The 17,013-nt window shown below is 72.4% G+C and carries 18 protein-coding genes and 2 riboswitches; of the genes, 9 read left to right on the top strand and 9 right to left on the bottom strand.

Annotation, left to right across the window (positions count from 1 at the left end):
- Positions 1-23: 23 nt before the first annotated feature.
- The 3 genes from FHU33_RS00565 to FHU33_RS00555 form a co-directional block, all read right to left on the bottom strand.
- On the bottom strand, positions 24-278 hold the full coding sequence (locus tag FHU33_RS00565; protein ID WP_142023601.1) for a hypothetical protein: 255 nt from the start codon (positions 276-278) through the stop codon (positions 24-26).
- 48 nt (positions 279-326) lie between these two features.
- Positions 327-947, bottom strand: a complete 621-nt coding sequence (locus FHU33_RS00560) for a maleylpyruvate isomerase family mycothiol-dependent enzyme (protein WP_142023600.1) — start codon at positions 945-947, stop codon at positions 327-329.
- Between the two features lie 106 nt (positions 948-1,053).
- Positions 1,054-1,983 carry an alcohol dehydrogenase catalytic domain-containing protein gene (locus tag FHU33_RS00555; protein WP_211354948.1) on the bottom strand — a complete coding sequence of 310 codons (930 nt, stop codon included), beginning with the start codon at positions 1,981-1,983 and terminating at the stop codon, positions 1,054-1,056.
- A gap of 71 nt (positions 1,984-2,054) precedes the next feature.
- Positions 2,055-2,163: riboswitch (TPP riboswitch) on the bottom strand.
- Between the two features lie 69 nt (positions 2,164-2,232).
- A riboswitch (TPP riboswitch) is annotated at positions 2,233-2,326 on the top strand.
- On the opposite strand from FHU33_RS00555, the gene thiM reads away from it, so the two are divergent.
- From thiM to FHU33_RS00525, 6 genes are all read left to right on the top strand, one after another.
- Positions 2,320-3,132: a hydroxyethylthiazole kinase gene (gene thiM / locus FHU33_RS00550; RefSeq protein WP_142023598.1), complete on the top strand. Its 813-nt coding sequence runs from the start codon at positions 2,320-2,322 to the stop codon at positions 3,130-3,132. Its footprint overlaps the riboswitch before it by 7 nt.
- Positions 3,129-3,791 carry a thiamine phosphate synthase gene (gene thiE / locus FHU33_RS00545; protein ID WP_142023597.1) on the top strand — a complete coding sequence of 221 codons (663 nt, stop codon included), beginning with the start codon at positions 3,129-3,131 and terminating at the stop codon, positions 3,789-3,791. Before thiM ends, thiE begins: the two co-directional genes overlap by 4 nt.
- The gene (gene thiD, locus FHU33_RS00540; RefSeq protein WP_142023596.1) at positions 3,788-4,609 is read left to right on the top strand and encodes a bifunctional hydroxymethylpyrimidine kinase/phosphomethylpyrimidine kinase; all 822 of its coding nucleotides are present in this window, start codon (positions 3,788-3,790) and stop codon (positions 4,607-4,609) included. Before thiE ends, thiD begins: the two co-directional genes overlap by 4 nt.
- A 222-nt stretch (positions 4,610-4,831) precedes the next feature.
- Positions 4,832-6,190 carry a DNA polymerase IV gene (locus tag FHU33_RS00535; protein ID WP_142023595.1) on the top strand — a complete coding sequence of 453 codons (1,359 nt, stop codon included), beginning with the start codon at positions 4,832-4,834 and terminating at the stop codon, positions 6,188-6,190.
- Entirely contained in the window at positions 6,187-7,746 is a 1,560-nt protein-coding gene (locus FHU33_RS00530) for an FAD-binding oxidoreductase (RefSeq protein ID WP_142023594.1), read from the top strand. The genes FHU33_RS00535 and FHU33_RS00530 overlap by 4 nt, the downstream gene beginning before the upstream one ends.
- A gap of 9 nt (positions 7,747-7,755) precedes the next feature.
- On the top strand, positions 7,756-8,361 hold the full coding sequence (locus FHU33_RS00525; RefSeq protein ID WP_170182269.1) for a class I SAM-dependent methyltransferase: 606 nt from the start codon (positions 7,756-7,758) through the stop codon (positions 8,359-8,361).
- Between the two features lie 15 nt (positions 8,362-8,376).
- On the opposite strand, the gene vapC is transcribed toward FHU33_RS00525, so the two are convergent.
- The 4 genes from vapC to FHU33_RS00505 form a co-directional block, all read right to left on the bottom strand.
- Positions 8,377-8,787, bottom strand: a complete 411-nt coding sequence (gene vapC / locus FHU33_RS00520; protein ID WP_142023593.1) for a type II toxin-antitoxin system VapC family toxin — start codon at positions 8,785-8,787, stop codon at positions 8,377-8,379.
- A complete protein-coding gene (locus tag FHU33_RS00515; protein WP_142023592.1) occupies positions 8,784-8,993 on the bottom strand; it encodes a type II toxin-antitoxin system VapB family antitoxin in 210 nt (69 codons plus the stop codon). The genes vapC and FHU33_RS00515 overlap by 4 nt, the downstream gene beginning before the upstream one ends.
- A 269-nt stretch (positions 8,994-9,262) precedes the next feature.
- A complete protein-coding gene (locus FHU33_RS00510) occupies positions 9,263-10,153 on the bottom strand; it encodes a hypothetical protein (protein WP_142023591.1) in 891 nt (296 codons plus the stop codon).
- A 7-nt stretch (positions 10,154-10,160) separates the two neighbouring features.
- Positions 10,161-11,381 carry a PucR family transcriptional regulator gene (locus FHU33_RS00505; protein ID WP_142023590.1) on the bottom strand — a complete coding sequence of 407 codons (1,221 nt, stop codon included), beginning with the start codon at positions 11,379-11,381 and terminating at the stop codon, positions 10,161-10,163.
- Between the two features lie 93 nt (positions 11,382-11,474).
- Between FHU33_RS00505 and FHU33_RS00500 the strand changes: the two genes are divergently transcribed.
- Both FHU33_RS00500 and FHU33_RS00495 read left to right on the top strand, forming a co-directional pair.
- Positions 11,475-12,572 carry a ferredoxin reductase gene (locus FHU33_RS00500; protein WP_142023589.1) on the top strand — a complete coding sequence of 366 codons (1,098 nt, stop codon included), beginning with the start codon at positions 11,475-11,477 and terminating at the stop codon, positions 12,570-12,572.
- Between the two features lie 31 nt (positions 12,573-12,603).
- Positions 12,604-13,803: a fatty acid desaturase family protein gene (locus FHU33_RS00495; protein WP_142023588.1), complete on the top strand. Its 1,200-nt coding sequence runs from the start codon at positions 12,604-12,606 to the stop codon at positions 13,801-13,803.
- 104 nt (positions 13,804-13,907) lie between these two features.
- Here the strand turns inward: FHU33_RS00495 and FHU33_RS26430 are convergent, their stop codons facing one another.
- A complete protein-coding gene (locus tag FHU33_RS26430; protein WP_425456785.1) occupies positions 13,908-14,246 on the bottom strand; it encodes a hypothetical protein in 339 nt (112 codons plus the stop codon).
- Between FHU33_RS26430 and FHU33_RS25620 the strand changes: the two genes are divergently transcribed.
- Entirely contained in the window at positions 14,229-14,372 is a 144-nt protein-coding gene (locus tag FHU33_RS25620) for a hypothetical protein (RefSeq protein WP_246063177.1), read from the top strand. The two genes, FHU33_RS26430 and FHU33_RS25620, sit on opposite strands and share 18 nt — an antisense overlap.
- Here FHU33_RS25620 and dnaB read toward each other — a convergent pair.
- Positions 14,342-16,957 (bottom strand): replicative DNA helicase, encoded by a 2,616-nt coding sequence (dnaB, locus tag FHU33_RS00485; RefSeq protein ID WP_142023587.1) that lies wholly within the window; start codon positions 16,955-16,957, stop codon positions 14,342-14,344. The genes FHU33_RS25620 and dnaB overlap by 31 nt on opposite strands.
- Positions 16,958-17,013 lie beyond the last annotated feature (56 nt).

Here is a 17,013-nt window from a genome sequence, read left to right as displayed (position 1 = left end):
TCTCCAGGGTGGTCCCCTGCGCGTCAGGCGCCCGGTGTGGCCTGCAGGTCGTCCCGTGGCGTCACGCGGTCGGCACGCACGGGGTGGCTACCGGCCCCGGTCTCGGTCCACTCCACCTCGACGACCTGTCCCGCGCGCAGACCGCCGTTGGCGCTGGGATCCAGCGCGGCTGCCTCCACCCAGCAGTCGCCCGGGAGATCCGGCGCCTCGATGAGGCCGGCGCCCTGGCTTCCGTCCCATCGGACGACCGTGCCCACACTCGTGCCGCTGTGCGCCATCTGCCCAGAGTGCGCGGAACCGCCGACAGCGGCAAGGGATGGCCGGGCTCAACCGAGCCGCTGCGCCACCCGGGCCCGTCCGGGCCCGGAGAGCTCGTCGGCGACCGCCCTCCGGCCCGCCACGGCCATCAGGAGGGCCTCGGCGGTGCCGTGGACCTCGGGCCCCCGACCGAACGCCCAGTCCAGATCGGTCGCCACGAGCCGGACGTCGCGCACGCGCACCACCCCGCGCAGCACCGGGCCGAACAGGGCGGTGCGCAGCGCGGGCACGAGCCGCTCCGCCGGGATGGTCCGCGGCTCGCCCAGCGGGCGCCGGATGTCCTGCTGGTGGATGAGACCGTCGGTGAGGGCGATCGCTCCGCCCAGGCCCGCGGTCAGCCCCGTCGGCGTGAGGTGGGCGCGGAGCAGCTCGACCAGCTCAGCCGGAGTGCGCACGGCGTACTCGCACAGACCGAGCGCATTCGTGCGGTCGACGAGGAAGAGACCGCGGGTGAAGCGAGCCGCCAGCTGCCGTGGGCCGAGCTCGTCGTAGCTCAGCACGTGGGCGACGACGTCCTGCACCGTCCAGCCCGCGCACAGCGACGGAGTGCGCCACTGCTCCGGGGTGAGCCGCTCCACCAGGTCGAGCAGGTCCTCGCGCTCGGCCCGCGCCTGCGCCATCACGCTCATGCGCCGCGACCACCGAACCTGTCACGGCCTCGGCAGCGCGCCGAGCGACCCATCGCCCCTGCTCGTCGGCCGGATAGGCGGATGGCGCGTCGTCGTGAGCGCATCGTCAGGGGCGGAGCACCGCTCTCCCGACGATCCGGCCGGCGCGCAGCTCGTCGAGGACGCGCGGGGCGTCGTCGAGGAAATGTTCGTCCACCGTCGTGCGCAGCAGGCCCCGGGCGCCCAGGTCGAGCGCCTCGACCAACTCGGAGCGGCGGTTGCCGACCGAGGTGACGATCCGCTGCTCGGGAACGACGAGCGAGAGCGGACTGATCTCCACGGTGTCGAAGCTGTAGCCGACGTAGACCAGCGTTCCCCGCTTGCCCAGGGACGCCAGAGCGGCGGCGCTGGTCTCCCTGGTGCCGACCAGCTCGAAGACCACGTCGGCGCCGGCGCCGCCGGTCGCCTCCCGGATCGGGGCCTCGACGTCCCCGCTCCCGTCCACCGTGACCTCCGCTCCCAGCTCGCGCGCCAGCCGCAACCGCTGGGGATCCCGGGCGACGGCGATCGGCCGCGCCCCGGCCTCACGGAGGACCTGGACGAGGGCCAGGCCGACGCCCCCGGTCCCGTAGACGACGGCGTCGGCGCCCGCCCGGACCCCCGCCACGCCCACCGCGTGCAGCGCCGTGGTGCCGCTGCAGCACAGCGTGGCCGCGACCGCGAGGTCCAGCCCGTCGGGCACCCGGACCACTGCGGAGGCGGGGACGACGACCTGCTCGGCGAATCCCCCGTCGCTGGCGAAGGCGAGGAACCCGAGCGGGGCGTCACAGAGGTGGTCGTTCCCGGCCTGGCACGAGCGGCACCGGTGGCAGGCATGCCGGTAGTGCACCGCGACGCGGTCTCCCACGGCGACGTCCTCGACGCCGTCGCCCACCTCGGCGACGACGCCGGCCACCTCGTGTCCCAGGGTGATGGGGGTCCGGGCCGGGGTCAGCAGCCCGTCGAGGAAGTGCAACTCAGTGCCGCACACCCCCGCGGCGGCGACGTCGATCAACACCTCCGTGGGGCCCGGGCGAGGACCCGGGACGTCCTCGACGACCACAGATCGTCCCGCTCCGTGGAAACGCACAGCACGCACAACTGCCTCCCTACGCCGGCATGACCCGGACAGGTTCCAACGGTCGGCGACCCCTGCCGCCCTCTCAGCCCATTCCGATGGGCTCCCGCGTACGGGCGGCACGCTAGCCGGTCGTTCCCGTCCTCGCCCGGGCAGCACGGCCACCCGCCCGGCTGTTACGTTCGGGGCGTACGTGGCACGGGGTGTCCTGACCGGGACTGAGAACACACCCGTCGAACCTGCTCCAGTTGGTACTGGCGAAGGGATGTCACCGGCATGGATGCCGTCGAACTCAACGCTGCCCGCGAGGCAGTGCGCGCGAACGCACCTCTGGTGCACTGCCTCACGAACACCGTCGTGCAGGCGATCACGGCCAACGCGCTGCTCGCCGCGGGCGCGGCACCGGCCATGGTCGATGCCCCGGAGGAGGCCGGCGACTTCGCCGCCGTGGCCTCCGCCGTGCTGGTCAACGTCGGCACCGTCCACCGCCGCACCGCCGAGGCGATGCGACTCGCAGCCCGGTCGGCCGGAACGGCGGGAACGCCCTGGGTGCTCGACCCGGTCGCAGTGGGCGGCCTGGCCTACCGCACGGAACTCGCCGCTGAACTGGTGGCGCTGCGTCCCACCGTCGTCCGCGGCAACGCCTCCGAGGTCATGGCGCTCGCCGGAGCCGGCGCCGGCGGCCGCGGCGTGGACAGCACCGCCGCCACCGACGACGCGGTCGCCGCGGCGGTGGGACTGGCCCTTCACACCGGGGGTGTGGTCGCGGTGAGTGGTGAGGTCGACCTGCTCACCGACGGACGCCGGATCGTCCGCGTCGGCGGCGGATCGGTCCTGCTCACGCGGACGACCGGCGCCGGCTGCGCGCTCGGTGCGCTGGTGGCGGCCTACCTCGCCGTCACCGACGATCCGTTGACCGGTGCGGCCGCCGCGCACGCCCACGTCGCGCTGGCCGCCGAGTGGGCGACGGCGACGGCCGCGGGGCCCGGCACGTTCGCCGCCGCGTGGCTCGACGCCCTCGACGCGGTGGACGGGGACGCCCTGGCCATCGCGGACCTCCGCGTGGCGGACGTCCGGGTCGCCGGGTGAGACGGCCGTTCGACCTCACGCTGTACCTGGTCACCGACACGGAACTGTGCCGCCCCCGGCCGGTGGCCGATGTCGTCCGTGCCGCGGTGGCCGGCGGAGTGACCGCCGTCCAGGTCCGGGACAAGGTCGCCTCCCGGCGTGAGCTGCTGGCGCTGACCCGAGCGGTCCAGGCCGCGGTCGCCGACCGACCGGACGTGTCGGTCGTCGTCAACGATGCCGTGGACGTCGCCCTGCTGGCCGGCGCCGACGGCGTGCACGTCGGCCAGGAGGACCTGCCGGCAGCCGAGGTCCGAGCGCTGCTCGGGCCCGACCGGCTGATCGGGCTGTCGGTGGAGAGTGCCGACGACCTCGAGAAGGCCCTGCGGCTACCGCCGGGAACCGTCGACGTCGTCGGTCTCAGCCCGGTCTGGGCCACACCGACCAAGCCGGAGGCGGGTCCCGGCCTGGGGCTGGACACAGTCGGCCACCTGACCTCCCTCGCCCGCGCCGGGGGGCTCTGCGCCGTCGCGATCGGCGGGATCGACGCCACGCGAGCGGCCGCCGTGGCCGCGACCGGTGTCGACGGGATCTGCGTGGTGTCCGACATCTGCGCAGCCGACGATCCGGCGGCCGCGGCGCGACTACTCCGCGCAGCCCTGGCGCCGGTCGCCATCCGATGACTGCCGGACGCACCCCCACGGCGCTCACCGTGGCCGGCAGCGATCCCAGCGGCGGCGCCGGCATCCAGGCGGACCTGAAGACGTTCAGCGCCCTCGGCGTCTACGGCACTGCCGTCCTGACCGCCCTCACCGCGCAGAACACGCGGGGCGTCACGGGGATCCACCCCGTGCCGGCCAAGTTCGTCGGCCTCCAGCTGCGCACCCTGCTCGACGACGTCGAGGTCCACGCCACCAAGCTCGGCATGCTGGGCACCGCGGAGGTGGTCCGCGAGGTCGCCGCGGTCCTGACCGAGCGCCACCCGGGACCCGTCGTCTGTGATCCGGTCATGGTGGCGACCAGCGGGGACCGGCTGATCGACGAGGACGCGGTGGCGGCCGTCCGTACCGATCTACTGCCGCTCGCGGACCTGATCACCCCGAATGCTCCCGAGGCCGCGGTGCTCCTGGGCGTCGAACCGGGAACCGACGCCGACGACCTGCCCGACCAGGCCCGCGCCCTGCTCGACCTCGGACCGCGCGCCGTGCTGCTCAAAGGCGGCCATCTGGGCGGGGAAGAGAGCGTGGACGTGCTCGCCACCCGGGACGGGGTCTGGACGACGCGCCGCCCCCGTGTGGCGACGACGGCGACGCACGGAACGGGGTGCACCCTGTCCGCGGCGATCGCCGCGCTGGCCGCCCGGTCGAGGAGCTCGGACTGGTTGCCGCTGGTGGAGGAGGCCCGCGACTACCTGCACCGGGCACTGGAGGGCGGCCGCGGTCTCGGCATCGGTTCGGGACACGGCCCGGTGCACCACTTCGCCGGCATCTGGCCGACATGACCTCCAGCGAGCGGGCGTGGGCGGCAGCTGCCCCATCTGCGGCTGGCGATCGACGCCGACGGCACCGATGACGAGGAAGACCGCTGTCACTCCGTGCGTCCTCCTGACCAAGATCCGGGAGCGAAGATTCCCAGTTGCGGCACGGCCGGGGCAAGGAAATCCACAGTCGGGTGAACGGGGGTGGCGACACGGCATGTCGGCGGGACGGGCGATCATCGGGGGATGCGGCGGGAGGCGAGTGTGCTGCACCTCGACCTCGACGCCTTCTTCGCCGCCGTCGAGCAGCGCGACAAACCGTCGCTGCGCGGGCGTCCCGTCGTCGTCGGCGGGGTCGGCGGGCGCGGCGTCGTCGCCACTGCGTCCTACGAGGCACGCGCGTTCGGCGCCCGCTCGGCCATGTCCACGGCCGAGGCGCGCCGGCGCTGCCCGTCGGGAACGGCGTTCCTCGGCGGCCGGTTCGCCGCCTACCGCCGGACGTCCGACGTCGTCATGGCCCTGCTGCGCGAGCTGTCCCCGCTGGTGGAGCCGGCGTCGCTGGACGAGGCGTACGTCGACCTCGCTGTCGCGTCCCCCACCCACCCGGAGGGGCACGACCTCTCGGTGGATGGAGTCACGGAGATCGGCCGGCGGCTCAAGGGCCGGATCGCCGAGGCGACCGGGGGAGTGACCGGGTCGGTGGGCATCGGGACGTCGAAGCTCATGGCGAAGATCGGCTCGGACCTGCAGAAGCCCGACGGGCTGGTGGTCGTCGCGCCGGGCCGCGAGCTGGAGGTGCTGCACCCGCTGCCGGTGACCCGGTTGGGCGGCGTCGGCCCCGCGACGGCGGAGCGGCTGCACCAGATCGGCGTGAAGACGGTGGGCGACCTGGCCTCGAAGTCGCTGACCGATCTCGTCGCGCTGGCCGGCAAGGCGCACGGCGCGGGGCTGTACGCGCTGGCGCGGGCCGAGGACGACCGTGCGGTGGTTCCCGACCGCGGCGTGAAGTCGGTGTCGCACGAGGAGACCTTCGAGCGCGACCTCACCGATCTCGACGTGCTGGGGCGCGAGATCGACTCGATGGCCGCGCGAGTGGGGGAGCGGCTGCGCACGGCGGCGTTCTCGGGGCGCACGGTGACCCTGAAGCTGCGCCGCTACGACTTCACCACGCTCACCCGCTCGCAGACGCTGTCGCAGCCGACCGACGACGTCCGCACCATCGCCGCCACCGCCCGTCGACTGCTGGCGGAGGCGGGAACCCAGGGCGGGCTGCGGCTGCTCGGCGTCGGGGTCTCCGGCCTCTCGGTCTACGCCCAGGGCGACCTGTTCGCTCCCGAGGACGAACCACTGCCGGACGTGGTCACCGCCGAGGACGCCCCGGAGGCGGCTCCCGCGGCGGACCTGCCGGCCGAGCGGCGCTGGTGGCCCGGCCAGGACGTCCGCCACGAGGAACTGGGTGCCGGCTGGGTGTGGGGCCGCGGACTGGGCCGCGTCACGGTCCGCTTCGAGGGGCCGCTGACGGCGCCCGGGCCGGTGCGCACGCTCTCCGCCGACGACCCGCTGCTCCACCTCGCCGACCCGCCCGACTGGAGGACGTCCGCATGACACCCGAACGGTCCTGGTGGGGATGGGGGACGACGGACCGGGCCCTGTCCGACGACGAGTGCGTGGCGCTCGGCGGCCTCGTCCCCGGGTTGCCGGACCGCCCCCGCGCCGTGCCACGGGTCGAGGACGTGACCCTGCCGGTGTCCCGCCTCGCGCCGCCGTCCTCGCTTCCGGTCACCACCGATCCCGCCGTCCGGGCTTCGCACACGTACGGAAAGGCCTACCGGGACGTCGTCCGGGCGCTGTCGGGCGACCTCCCGGGCGCACCCGACGCGGTGGCCTGCCCGGTGACGGAGGACGACGTCGTCCGGCTGCTGGACTGGGCGGGGTCGGCGGGGGTCGTGGTCGTTCCCTTCGGCGGCGGCAGCTCGGTCGTCGGCGGGGTGGAGTACCGCGGCGACCGCGCCTGGCTCTCGATGGACCTGACCGCGCTGGACCGCGTGCTCGAGGTGGACCCGGTGAGCCGGGCGGCGCGGATCCAGGCCGGCGCGCTCGGACCGGTGCTCGAGGAGCAAGTGCGCCCGCACGGCCTGACGCTGCGGCACTTCCCGCAGAGCTTCGAGTTCTCCACGCTCGGCGGCTGGCTGGCCACCCGCGCCGGCGGGCACTTCGCGACGCTGCACACCCACATCGACGACCTGGTCGAGTCGATGCGGTTCGTCACCCCGGCCGGGGTGAGCGAGTCGTGGCGGCTGCCCGGCTCCGGCGCCGGCCCGTCACCGGACCGGCTGTTCCTCGGCTCGGAGGGCACGCTCGGCGTCGTCACCGAGGCCTGGATGCGGCTGCAGGACCGGCCCCGGTTCAAGGCATCGACGTCGGTCACCTTCCGGGACATGACGACGGCGACGGCCGCCGTCCGGGAGATCGCGCAGGCAGGGCTGTATCCGGCGAACTGCCGCCTGCTCGATCCCGGGGAGGCGGCGCTCTCGGGGGCGTCGTCGTCGGGGGAGTGCGTGCTGGTGCTGGGTGTGGAGTCGGCGGTGCACCCGGTCGAGGGCCGGCTCGCGGAGCTGACCGACCTGGCCCACGCGCACGGCGGCGCCGTCGCCGCGCGGGCCGGCGCTCGCGACGGCGCGGCCGAGGCTTGGCGCTCGGCGTTCCTGCGGATGCCCTACGTCCGCGACGGGATGGCGCGGATGAGCGCGATCGTCGAGACGTTCGAGACGGCGTGCACCTGGGACCGCGTGGAGGAGGTCTACGCGACGGTGCAGGCAGAGATCGGCGCCGCCGTGCAGGAGGTCACCGGGGCGCCGGGGCTGGTCAACTGCCGGTTCACCCACGTCTACCCGGACGGCGCGGCGCCGTACCTCACGGTGATCGCGGCCGGCCGTCTCGGGTCGGAGGTGGCCATGTGGGACGACGTGAAGACGGCGGCCATGGAGGTTCTCGGCCGCCTGGGTGCGACGGTCACCCACCACCACGCCATCGGCCGCGACCACCGGCCCGGGTACGACCGGCAGCGGCCCGAGCCGTTCGCCGTCGCGCTGCGGTCGGTGAAGGCGGCGCTGGACCCGGCGGGGATCCTCAACCCCGGCGTCCTGATCGATCCCGTGTAGAACCTAACGGTGACCGAACCGAGCATGTGGACGCGGATGATCCAGGAGAACCCGGAGCATTCGACCGCCTACATCCAGCGATTCAAGGACCTTGCCGCCCAGGGCATGGATCTGGCCGGCGAGGCCCGGCTGGTCGACGCGATGCTGACGCGCGGCGCACGGGTGCTCGACGCGGGGTGCGGGACGGGCCGGGTCTCGGGGTTCCTCGTCGACGCGGGTCACGAGATCGTCGGCGTGGACGGCGACCCGGCCCTGATCGCCGAGGCGCAGCAGCAGCATCCCGGCGGTCGGTGGCTGGTCGGCGACCTGGCCGAACTCGACCTCCCTGGGCAGGGCATCGCCGAGCCGTTCGACGCGATCGTGTGCGCCGGCAACGTCATGACCTTCCTTGCGCCCTCCACCCGACGGGAGGTGCTGCGCCGGATGCGGGCGCACCTGCTGCCCGAGGGCCGGGCGGCCATCGGGTTCGGTGCGGGCCGCGGGTACGAGTTCGACGAGTTCCTCGCCGACGCGCGGGCGGTCGGCTGGGAACCGGACCTGCTGCTGGCCACGTGGGACCTGCGCCCGTTCACACCCGACGCCGACTTCCTGGTCGCGATCCTCCGCCCCGCGTGAGCGACCTCGGCGTCGTCACGCCCGCAGGGACGCCGGGTCGACGTCGATCCCGATGACCGACGCGACCCGATCGAGGTCCGCGTCGTAGGCGAGCAGCGCCGCGCCACGACGCCAGGCGACGGCGGCGATCATGCAGTCGACCATTCCTCGCGGCGTGATCCCCGCCTTGCGGCACCGCCGGTAGATGCGCGCCGCCGACTCGAAGTCAGCGACGGGGTCGAAGGAAAGCGGACGGAAGCGGGCCAACAGGCGGCGCAGGTCGCGCTCACGCCCATCGTCGCGTGCTCCTGCGACGACCTCCATGACGACCGGTTCGGTGACCGCCAGGGGCCCACTGGACGCGATCAGGTCGGTGACGCGGTCATCGACAGAGCTGCCCGTGGCCCGGTCGAACTCCACCCAGGCCGACGTGTCCGCGAGGATCACGCAGAGCCGGGCGCGACGTCAGCGGGGAGCTCCTCGATCGCCCGCGCCCCCCGCATCGCGAGAGCCTCCTCCCGCGTCATCGGCTGGCCGGCAAGGTTGCGCAGGGCCAGTTCGACGGCCTCCGTCTTGGTCCGGACGCCGTAGCGATCCATGATCGTCCGGACATAACTGTCCTCGATCTCGATGTTCGTGCGGAGCCGGGCCATACACCAACTCTACACGTGCTGTGTGGATCAGCGTCTCCCGTGACTGATGACGACGCATCAGCGTCGCGGGAGTGGGCGCGCGGAGGAACGCCTGCCGACCGCGAGGACGGCCACCGTCGTGGGTGGCCGAGTCGAGCGGGCACGGCTCGCCGCGGAAGCCCGGCAGCTGTACGAAGTGCTCTTCTCGGTCGCACCGGATCAGACGGTGCCCGCCGAACCTGGCGGGAGGCCGTGACGGGCATGGCAGCCCGGGATGAGTTCGGCCCGGGTCAGGAGAGGACGCCGTTGGCGCGGAGCAGGACCAGCGCCTGCACCGTCCGGTGCCCGCGCCACTCGAGGGTGGCGGCGGGGGAGAAGCTGCCGAAGTCGACGGCCCAGCCGCCGTCCGGCTGCTGCCCGCCGGCGAGCCGGTCGAGCTCCGCCTGGACCACTCCGTCGGGGAACAGCGACCGCGCGGGGCCGCCCGGCAACGGCGCGAAGTCCAGCGGCCGCATGAACTCGTCCTCGGCACCGCCGGCCACGTGCAGCAAGCCGTTCGCCGGCACGTGCGGGCGCAGCGCATCGACGAGCCCGCCGGCCTCAGGCGACGCCGGCGCGGCGGCATCGAGGAACTGCGCGGCGAACGCGAGCACCATCGCGTGCGGTACCGCCTCGAGTTCGCGCACCGCCCGCAAGCAGTACTCGGTCGCCCGTGCGAGCCAGGGATGCGCGGCGACCGCCGGGTCCGCCGCCGCGACCCGGTGCCCGACCGCCGCCACGACCGCCGTGATCTGCAGGGACGACGTCCCGTGGTCGGCGGACACCCAGAACGGCGCGCACGCGGCCGGATCAGGCACCGGAAGGGCGAACGGGAGGCCGCCGTCGGGCAGCGTCACCGCGTCCAGCCAGTCGCAGAGCTCCACGGCACGGGCGGAGACCCGCGGCGCCAGGTCCGCGAACACCTCGAAGGCGTGCAGCGCCCCGCCGGGCTGGCTGGTGCGGGAGCGGAGATCGGGTTCGAGGGCCCACCCGTAGCCGCCGTCCGGATTGCGGTAACCGTCGACCGCGGCCAGCACCGCCTCCGGAGTCCCCTCGCCGAACAGCAGGTCCAAGCGGCGCCGGTCCAGCACGCGGGCAGAGGACGCCAGGAAGTCCGCGGCGGCAGCCAGGTCGACGCTCATCCCGCGATCATGGACCAGGGAGCCTGCCCGGGGTCAGCCCGTCGCCCACGGAGACGCCCAGCGCCAGGGTGAGCTCGAGCACCGTGCGGGGGTCCTCGAGTCGCTTCCCGTACAGCTCGCGCAGCTGCCCCATGCGGTAGCGCACGGTCTGGGGATGGACGAAGAGCTCCGCCGCCACGGCCTCGCGTCGTCCCTGGTGCAGCAGCCACGATCGCAGGGTCTCGGTCAGCTTCTCCCGTGCCCCCTCGCCGAGATCGGCCAGCGGCTCGAGGGCCCTGGCCCGGAGATCGGCCAGCGCGCTCTCGTCGGCGCGCAGGACGAGGTCGGTCAACCGCGTCTCGGTGTCCAGGGCCTCGGGGCTCTCGCCGGTCAGGCCGAGCTCCACCGCCCGCAGCGCCCTGGCGTAGGAGCCGGCGACCTCGTCCCACGGTCGCGCGGGGCCCACCACGGCCTCCGCCTCGCGCAGGGACCGCATCAGCGCCGGACGCGAGCGCCCCTCGGCGTCCGGCACCAGCAGCACCACCAGCTCTCCGGACGTCACCGGACCGGGTACCTCCACGCTGGACCGGAGCGTCCGGGGATCCAGCGACGTCAGCGCCCCGCGCACCCGTGCGTCGGGGAGGACGACCGCGGTCAGCGTGCGCGGCGGCGTCCAGTCGGCCCGCTCGGCCGCCGCCACCATGTCCTGCCGTGGCCCTCCGCCCAGCAGCTGGTCGGCCAGGCGCTCCAGGTACCGCTCGCGGACCCGTCCGCTGGTGGCCAGCTCGTCGCTGTGCCCGGCCACACTGGCTGCCGAGAGCTGGTCGATGTAGGCGAAGACCAGCTCGGCGAACCGGGCGAGCTGCTCGGCGGTCAGCCCGGCGCGCACGCCGCTGGCGGCCATGTGCCGCCAGGAGACCCGCGCACCCACGCGGTAGGCGCCCAGCAGCGCGTCCATCGACCGCCCGCTGCGCGCCTCGCCGCGTCCCAGCGCGTAGGCGCCATCGAGCGCCGGCTGGATGGGCGTGCTCGCGTCCCCGCCGCCACCGGCCGAGGCGAGCACCAGGAAGCCGCCGAGGGCCAGCTGGACGGCGTTGGAGATCGTGCGCCCCATCGCACCGCCGAATGCGTCGGCGTAACTGGGCACCTCGACGACGATCGCGGCCACGGTCTGCTCCGCGACCGACGGCAGCTCGTCCCGCATGGCTGCCGCCACCGCGTCCGGGATGCCGAGCTCGTCGTCCGCCATGTCGCCCCTCTTGTTCGCAGGGAACAGAACCTATCGCCCGATTCACGTCAGCCACACAGGTAACTGGCCGCCAGGTTGGACAAACCTCTATGCATGACGACCACCGCCCCGAGCCCGACCACGGCCACGCCGCGCGTCGCCCTGCGCGACCGGGTGCTCAGGTTCGCCGAGCTGGTGACCACGCCCCTGCTCCCCAGCGACTACCTCGACCTGGTCGACCCGCTCCGCTCGGGCGCCGACCTGCGCGGCCGCATCGAGGCCATCCACCACGAGACGCGCGACGCCGCCACCATCGTGATCCGGCCCGGCCGCGGCTGGCGCCCGCACACGCCCGGCCAGTACATCCGCATCGGCATCGACGTCGACGGCGTCCGCCAGTGGCGGGCCTACTCGCTGACGTCCGACCTCACGCGGACCGACGGCTGCATCAGCGTCACGGTGAAGGCCATCCCTGGAGGGAAGGTCAGCAACCACCTGGTGCGCCGCGCGAAGCCGGGCACGATCGTCCGGCTCGACCAGGCGGCCGGCGAGTTCTGCCTGCCCGACCAGCGCCCGGACAAGGCGCTGTTCGTCACCGCCGGCTCCGGCATCACCCCGGTCATGGGCATCCTCCGCAACCACCCGGAGCTCACCGACGTCGTCCTGGTGCACTCGGCCCCCACCGCCGACGACGTCGTCTTCGGCGCCGAGCTGCGGCAGATGGCCGCCGAGGGCCGGATCCGGCTCATCGAGCAGCACACCGACAGCGCCGGGATGCTCGACGCCCGGTCCATCGCCGAGCTGGTGCCCGACCTGCACGAACGCTCCACCTGGGCCTGCGGGCCCGTGGGGATGCTCGAGGCCCTGGAGGAGCACTGGACTGCCGCCGGCATCGCCGACCGGCTCTACACCGAGCGCTTCCGCCCCTCGGTCGTCGTGACCGGCGAGGGCGGCACCGTGAACTTCACCAAGAACGGCACCACGCTCGAGGCCGACGGGGCGACCCCGATCCTCGACGCCGCCGAGGAGGCGGGCGTCCTCATGCCGAGCGGCTGCCGCATGGGCATCTGCTACGGCTGCGTGCTGCCCCTGCGCGAGGGCGCCGTCCGCGACCTGCGCAACGGCGAGCTGACCGTCGCCGCACCCGGCGACGGCGTGCTCATCCAGACCTGCGTCAGCGCCGCCGCCGGCGCCTGCGACATCGACCACTGACACCTGACCGCCCCGACGAGGAGCTCAGACCATGACTGTTCTGCAGAAGAAGCACGACGACAACCCGATCGCGCACCTGTCCGCCGAGGACATCGAGATCATCGGCAAGGAGCTCGACACCATCCGCCAGGAGATCCGCGACAGCCTCGGCGAGGCCGACGCCGCCTACATCCGCAAGGTCATCGACGTCCAGCGCAAACTGGAGCTGGGCAGCCGCGCCGCCCTGCTGGTGTCGATGTTCCCGCCGGCGTGGGTCGTCGGGACGGTCGGCCTCTCGGTCGCCAAGATCCTCGAGAACATGGAGATCGGGCACAACATCCTGCACGGCCAGTGGGACTGGATGCGCGACCCGAAGATTCACTCCACGACGTGGGAGTGGGACATGGCCAGCCCGGCCGCGCAGTGGAAGCACTCGCACAACGAGTTGCATCACACGTACACCAACGTGATCGGCAAGGACAACGACCTCGGCTACGGCATCATGCGCGTCGACGAGGACCAGAAGTGGCACCCGCTGTACCTGGCGCAGCCGGTCTGGAACTTCGTCAACGCCTGCTTCTTCGAGTACGGGATAGCCGCGTACGACCTCGAGCTGGGAAAGAACCTGGCGACGAAGAAGCGCCGGCAGAACCCCGAGTTCCGGGCCGCTGCCAAGCAGGTGCTGAAGAAGATCCGCAACCAGGCGACCAAGGACTACGTGGTCCACCCGGTGCTCTCGGGTCCCTCGTTCCTGCCGACGCTCGCGGCGAACTTCACCGCCAACGTGGTGCGCAACCTGTGGTCGCACTCGGTGATCATGTGCGGGCACTTCCCCGAGGGCGTCGAGACCTTCGAGAAGAAGTCCATCGACGGCGAGACCCGCGGCGAGTGGTACCTGCGCCAGATGCTGGGCTCGGCCAACATCTCGGGCAGCAAGGCCATGCACATCATGACCGGCAACCTGAGCCACCAGGTCGAGCACCACCTGTTCCCCGACCTCCCCAGCAACCGCTACGCCGAGATCGCCCCGAAGGTGAAGGACATCTTCGACCGCTACGGGCTGACCTATCACTCGGCGCCGCTGTACAAGCAGGTCACGAGCGCCTGGCACAAGGTCATCCGGCTGTCGCTGCCCAACGGCTGGCTCGCCGAGACGACGCCGAAGAACGCCCCGGCGCAGGTGATCAAGCTGGTCCGCATGACGACGGGCGGCAAGAAGGTCCGCCGCGAGCTGTCCAGGGCCGTCGCCTGACCCAGTCCCAGCGCCCTCGTTGAACCGGAGAGGCCCAGAACCACGATGGTTCTGGGCCTCTGCCGTTCACTGCTCCCCCACCTCGCTGGGCTCCGACCGCCAGATCAGCCGGTCGAGCCGGCGACCGACCACGGCGCCCACCGGTGGAGACGTAGTAGCCCTGGACGGGAGAGCCTGGTGATCAGTCGCAGGACGTCCCTTGGTGGAACAGCAGCAGCCACCCCGAGAGCGGGACGCGGATCCACGTCGAGCTCCGCCCGTCGTCCCGACGACTCGGACCGATAGGTCAGCAGCACTGTGTCCGGTCCCAGTCTGCGGGCCTGCATCCCTGCGGCGGTGATCGGTTCTCCGGACACGCTGGTCGCCACGGTGATGGACGCCCGGTCCCAGACGCGGCCCGATTCGCCGTACTCGACCAAGTCGACGTGCAGCAGCGCGCGCACCCGGTCGGCATCCGTTCGAACGGCGGGGTCGAGCAGCGCCAGTTCCCGATCTATCACCTGCTGGACGTCGGTGTCGATCGCGCTGCACTCTCCGGTCAGTTCGCCATGTCCACGAAGCGGCTGTAGTGGCCCTGGAAGGCGACCGTGACGTTCGCCGTCGGGCCGTTGCGGTGCTTGACCAGCATGATGTCGGCCTCTCCGGCACGCGGAGACTCCTTTTCGTACATGTCTTCTCGGTGGATCATCATGACCATATCCGCATCTTGTTCGATTGAACCGGATTCGCGAAGGTCAGAAAGCATCGGCTTCTTGTCTTGCCGTTGTTCAGAACCGCGATTCAGCTGGCTCATCGCAATTACTGGCACTTCTAGTTCCTTAGCCAGCAACTTGAGCGCACGCGAGAACTCCGACACTTCTTGCTGACGGCTCTCGACCCGCTTTCCCGAGGTCATCAGCTGCAGGTAGTCGATGACCACGAGCTTGAGATCGTTGCGCTGCTTGAGCCGTCGCGCCTTGGCTCGGATCTCCATCATGGTCATGTTCGGTGAGTCGTCGATGTAGAGCGGCGCATCGGCGATCTCGCCCATCCGGCGGGCCAGCTTCGACCAGTCCTCGTCCGACAGCGAGCCGGCGCGCATGTGGTGCAGCGGCACTTTCGCCTCGGCAGACAGCAGACGCATGGTGATCTCGTGCTTGCTCATCTCCAGGCTGAAGATGGCGGCGGGCAGGTGGTGCTTCACCGACGCCGAGCGCGCGATGTCGAGCCCGAGCGTCGAGTTGTGCGTCGGGATGAAGCTGCGCCCGGCGAGGAAGAGGTGGTCCTCCGCGTCGACCTCGATGCAGCGCACGGGCACGCTGGCGATCGACCGCACGTCGGTGATGAACCTGCTGCCACGGGCGGTGAACGTCCGAGCGCCACGTTCCTTGTGCAGCATCTTCTTGCGCTCGAGCTTGAAGACCTCGTCGTCCGTGCTGAACGTCAGGGTGTAGCAGGTCGACGAGTCCTCGGTCCGACCTCGCACGCGCTTGGTCGTCATGCGTACGCGATAGCCCAAGCTGGCCACGAGCTCACGGGCGTCCTCGGCCAGCCGGCGGCTGGTGACGCCGAACTGGACCACGCCGCTCGGCGCGACCGTGCCGTCGGTGTCGAGGAGGCCGGCCAGCAGCGCCCGCCGCTGCGCCACGGAGGCCCGCAGGTATGCGGTCGGGATGTGCTTGTTGCCGAGCACCCCGAGCCCGCGGAGGAGCGCCTTGACCGTGCCGTGGTCGTCGCGGCAGGACTGGCACTGCGCCATGCCGGACGAGGGACCACCGCAGTCGGGGCAGGTGGCCTGACGGCCGACGCCTCCGCTGCGGCGGAGCGTGGCACCACAGGCCTTTCCGCACGTCTGCACCTGCGACGTACGGGGGACGAACGACTCGCCGCACATCGGACAGCGACGGGGCTGGACCGGCGCGTGTGCCGGTAGCCGCAGCGAGTACCGCCGGTCGACGCCGGTCGGCTCCACGAGCAGCCCCTCCGCCTCGATGTAGACGGCGATCTCCGGGTCCGCGCTCGTGTACTGGGCGGCCGCGGACGTGCCGTCGCCGAGCCAGACGCCCAGGGCGTACGGCGGCACGGGCAGGTCGGCCTCTGGGAGTGCCAGCGGCAGCGCGTTGGTGACGGAGTGGTTGAGGCGGGCGTCCTTGGTGGCGCACCGGACGGTCCGCGCGATCTCCTCGGTGGTGCGGACCTCGGCGAAGGTGCGCTGGTTCCGGTAGCGGTTGTAGCCGGTAGCGGCCGCCTGGGCGGACTTCCGGCTGGCACGGGTCTCGGTCAGCCACTGGTGCTGGGCATCGGCGACGATCACCGAGCCGTCGGAGAAGTGCACCTCGTAGCAGGGACGGTCGGCCATCACGTCGGTGGCGGCGACCACGGCCGTGGGCCGGCCGTCGGAACCGATCACCTGGTCACCGACGGCGACCTCACCCATCGTCGTCCAGCCGGTGGGTGTGGCGATCGGGGTGTCGAGGGCGAGCGCCTTGCCCACACCGGGTCGAGCGGCGATGACGACCATCTGGCCGGCCTGCAGGCCGTTGGTGAGCTCGTCGAGGTCGCGGATGCCGGTGGGGACGCCGCGGCTGACGCCGCCCCGGGACGCGATGGCGTCCAGCTCGTCCATGGTCGGCTGGAGGATGTCCTCGAGGCGGGAGTAGTCCTCGCTCATCCGCTTCTCGGTGACGTCGTAGATCTCCTGCTGCGCCCGGTCGACGATGTCGTCGACGTCGCCCTTGCCGCCGGCCGCGCCGTAACCCAGCTGCACCACGCGGGTGCCGGCCTCCACCAGCCGCCGCAGCACGGCCTGCTCGGCCACGATGGCTGCGTAGTAGCCGGCGTTGGCCGCCGTCGGCGTGGAGGCGATGAGGGTGTGCAGGTAGACCGCGCCGCCCATCTTGGACAGCTGGTCGGTGCGGTTGAGCTCGGCGGCGACGGTGATGGCGTCGGCCGGCTCACCGCGGCCGTACAGGTCGAGGATGCAGTCGAAGATGACCTGGTGCGCGGGCCGGTAGAAGTCGGGACCCTGGAGCGCCTCCACGACGTCGGCGATCGCGTCCTTGCTGAGCAGCATGCCGCCGAGCACCGACTGCTCGGCGGGGATGTCCTGCGGCGGCTGCCGGTCGTAGGCCGGAGCCGTCGCTGAGGGCCGGCTGAAGTCGTCGGCCACCGCCACGGGTTTTCCTCCATCTCGCGCAGGCGCGCCCGCACCACCACTCCGTGGGGAAGCCG

It is taken from the genome of Blastococcus colisei (assembly GCF_006717095.1).
GTDB classification, from domain to species: domain Bacteria; phylum Actinomycetota; class Actinomycetes; order Mycobacteriales; family Geodermatophilaceae; genus Blastococcus_B; species Blastococcus_B colisei.
Note: the sequence above shows the minus strand (reverse complement) of the source record. Positions and strands in the feature narration are given on the sequence as shown.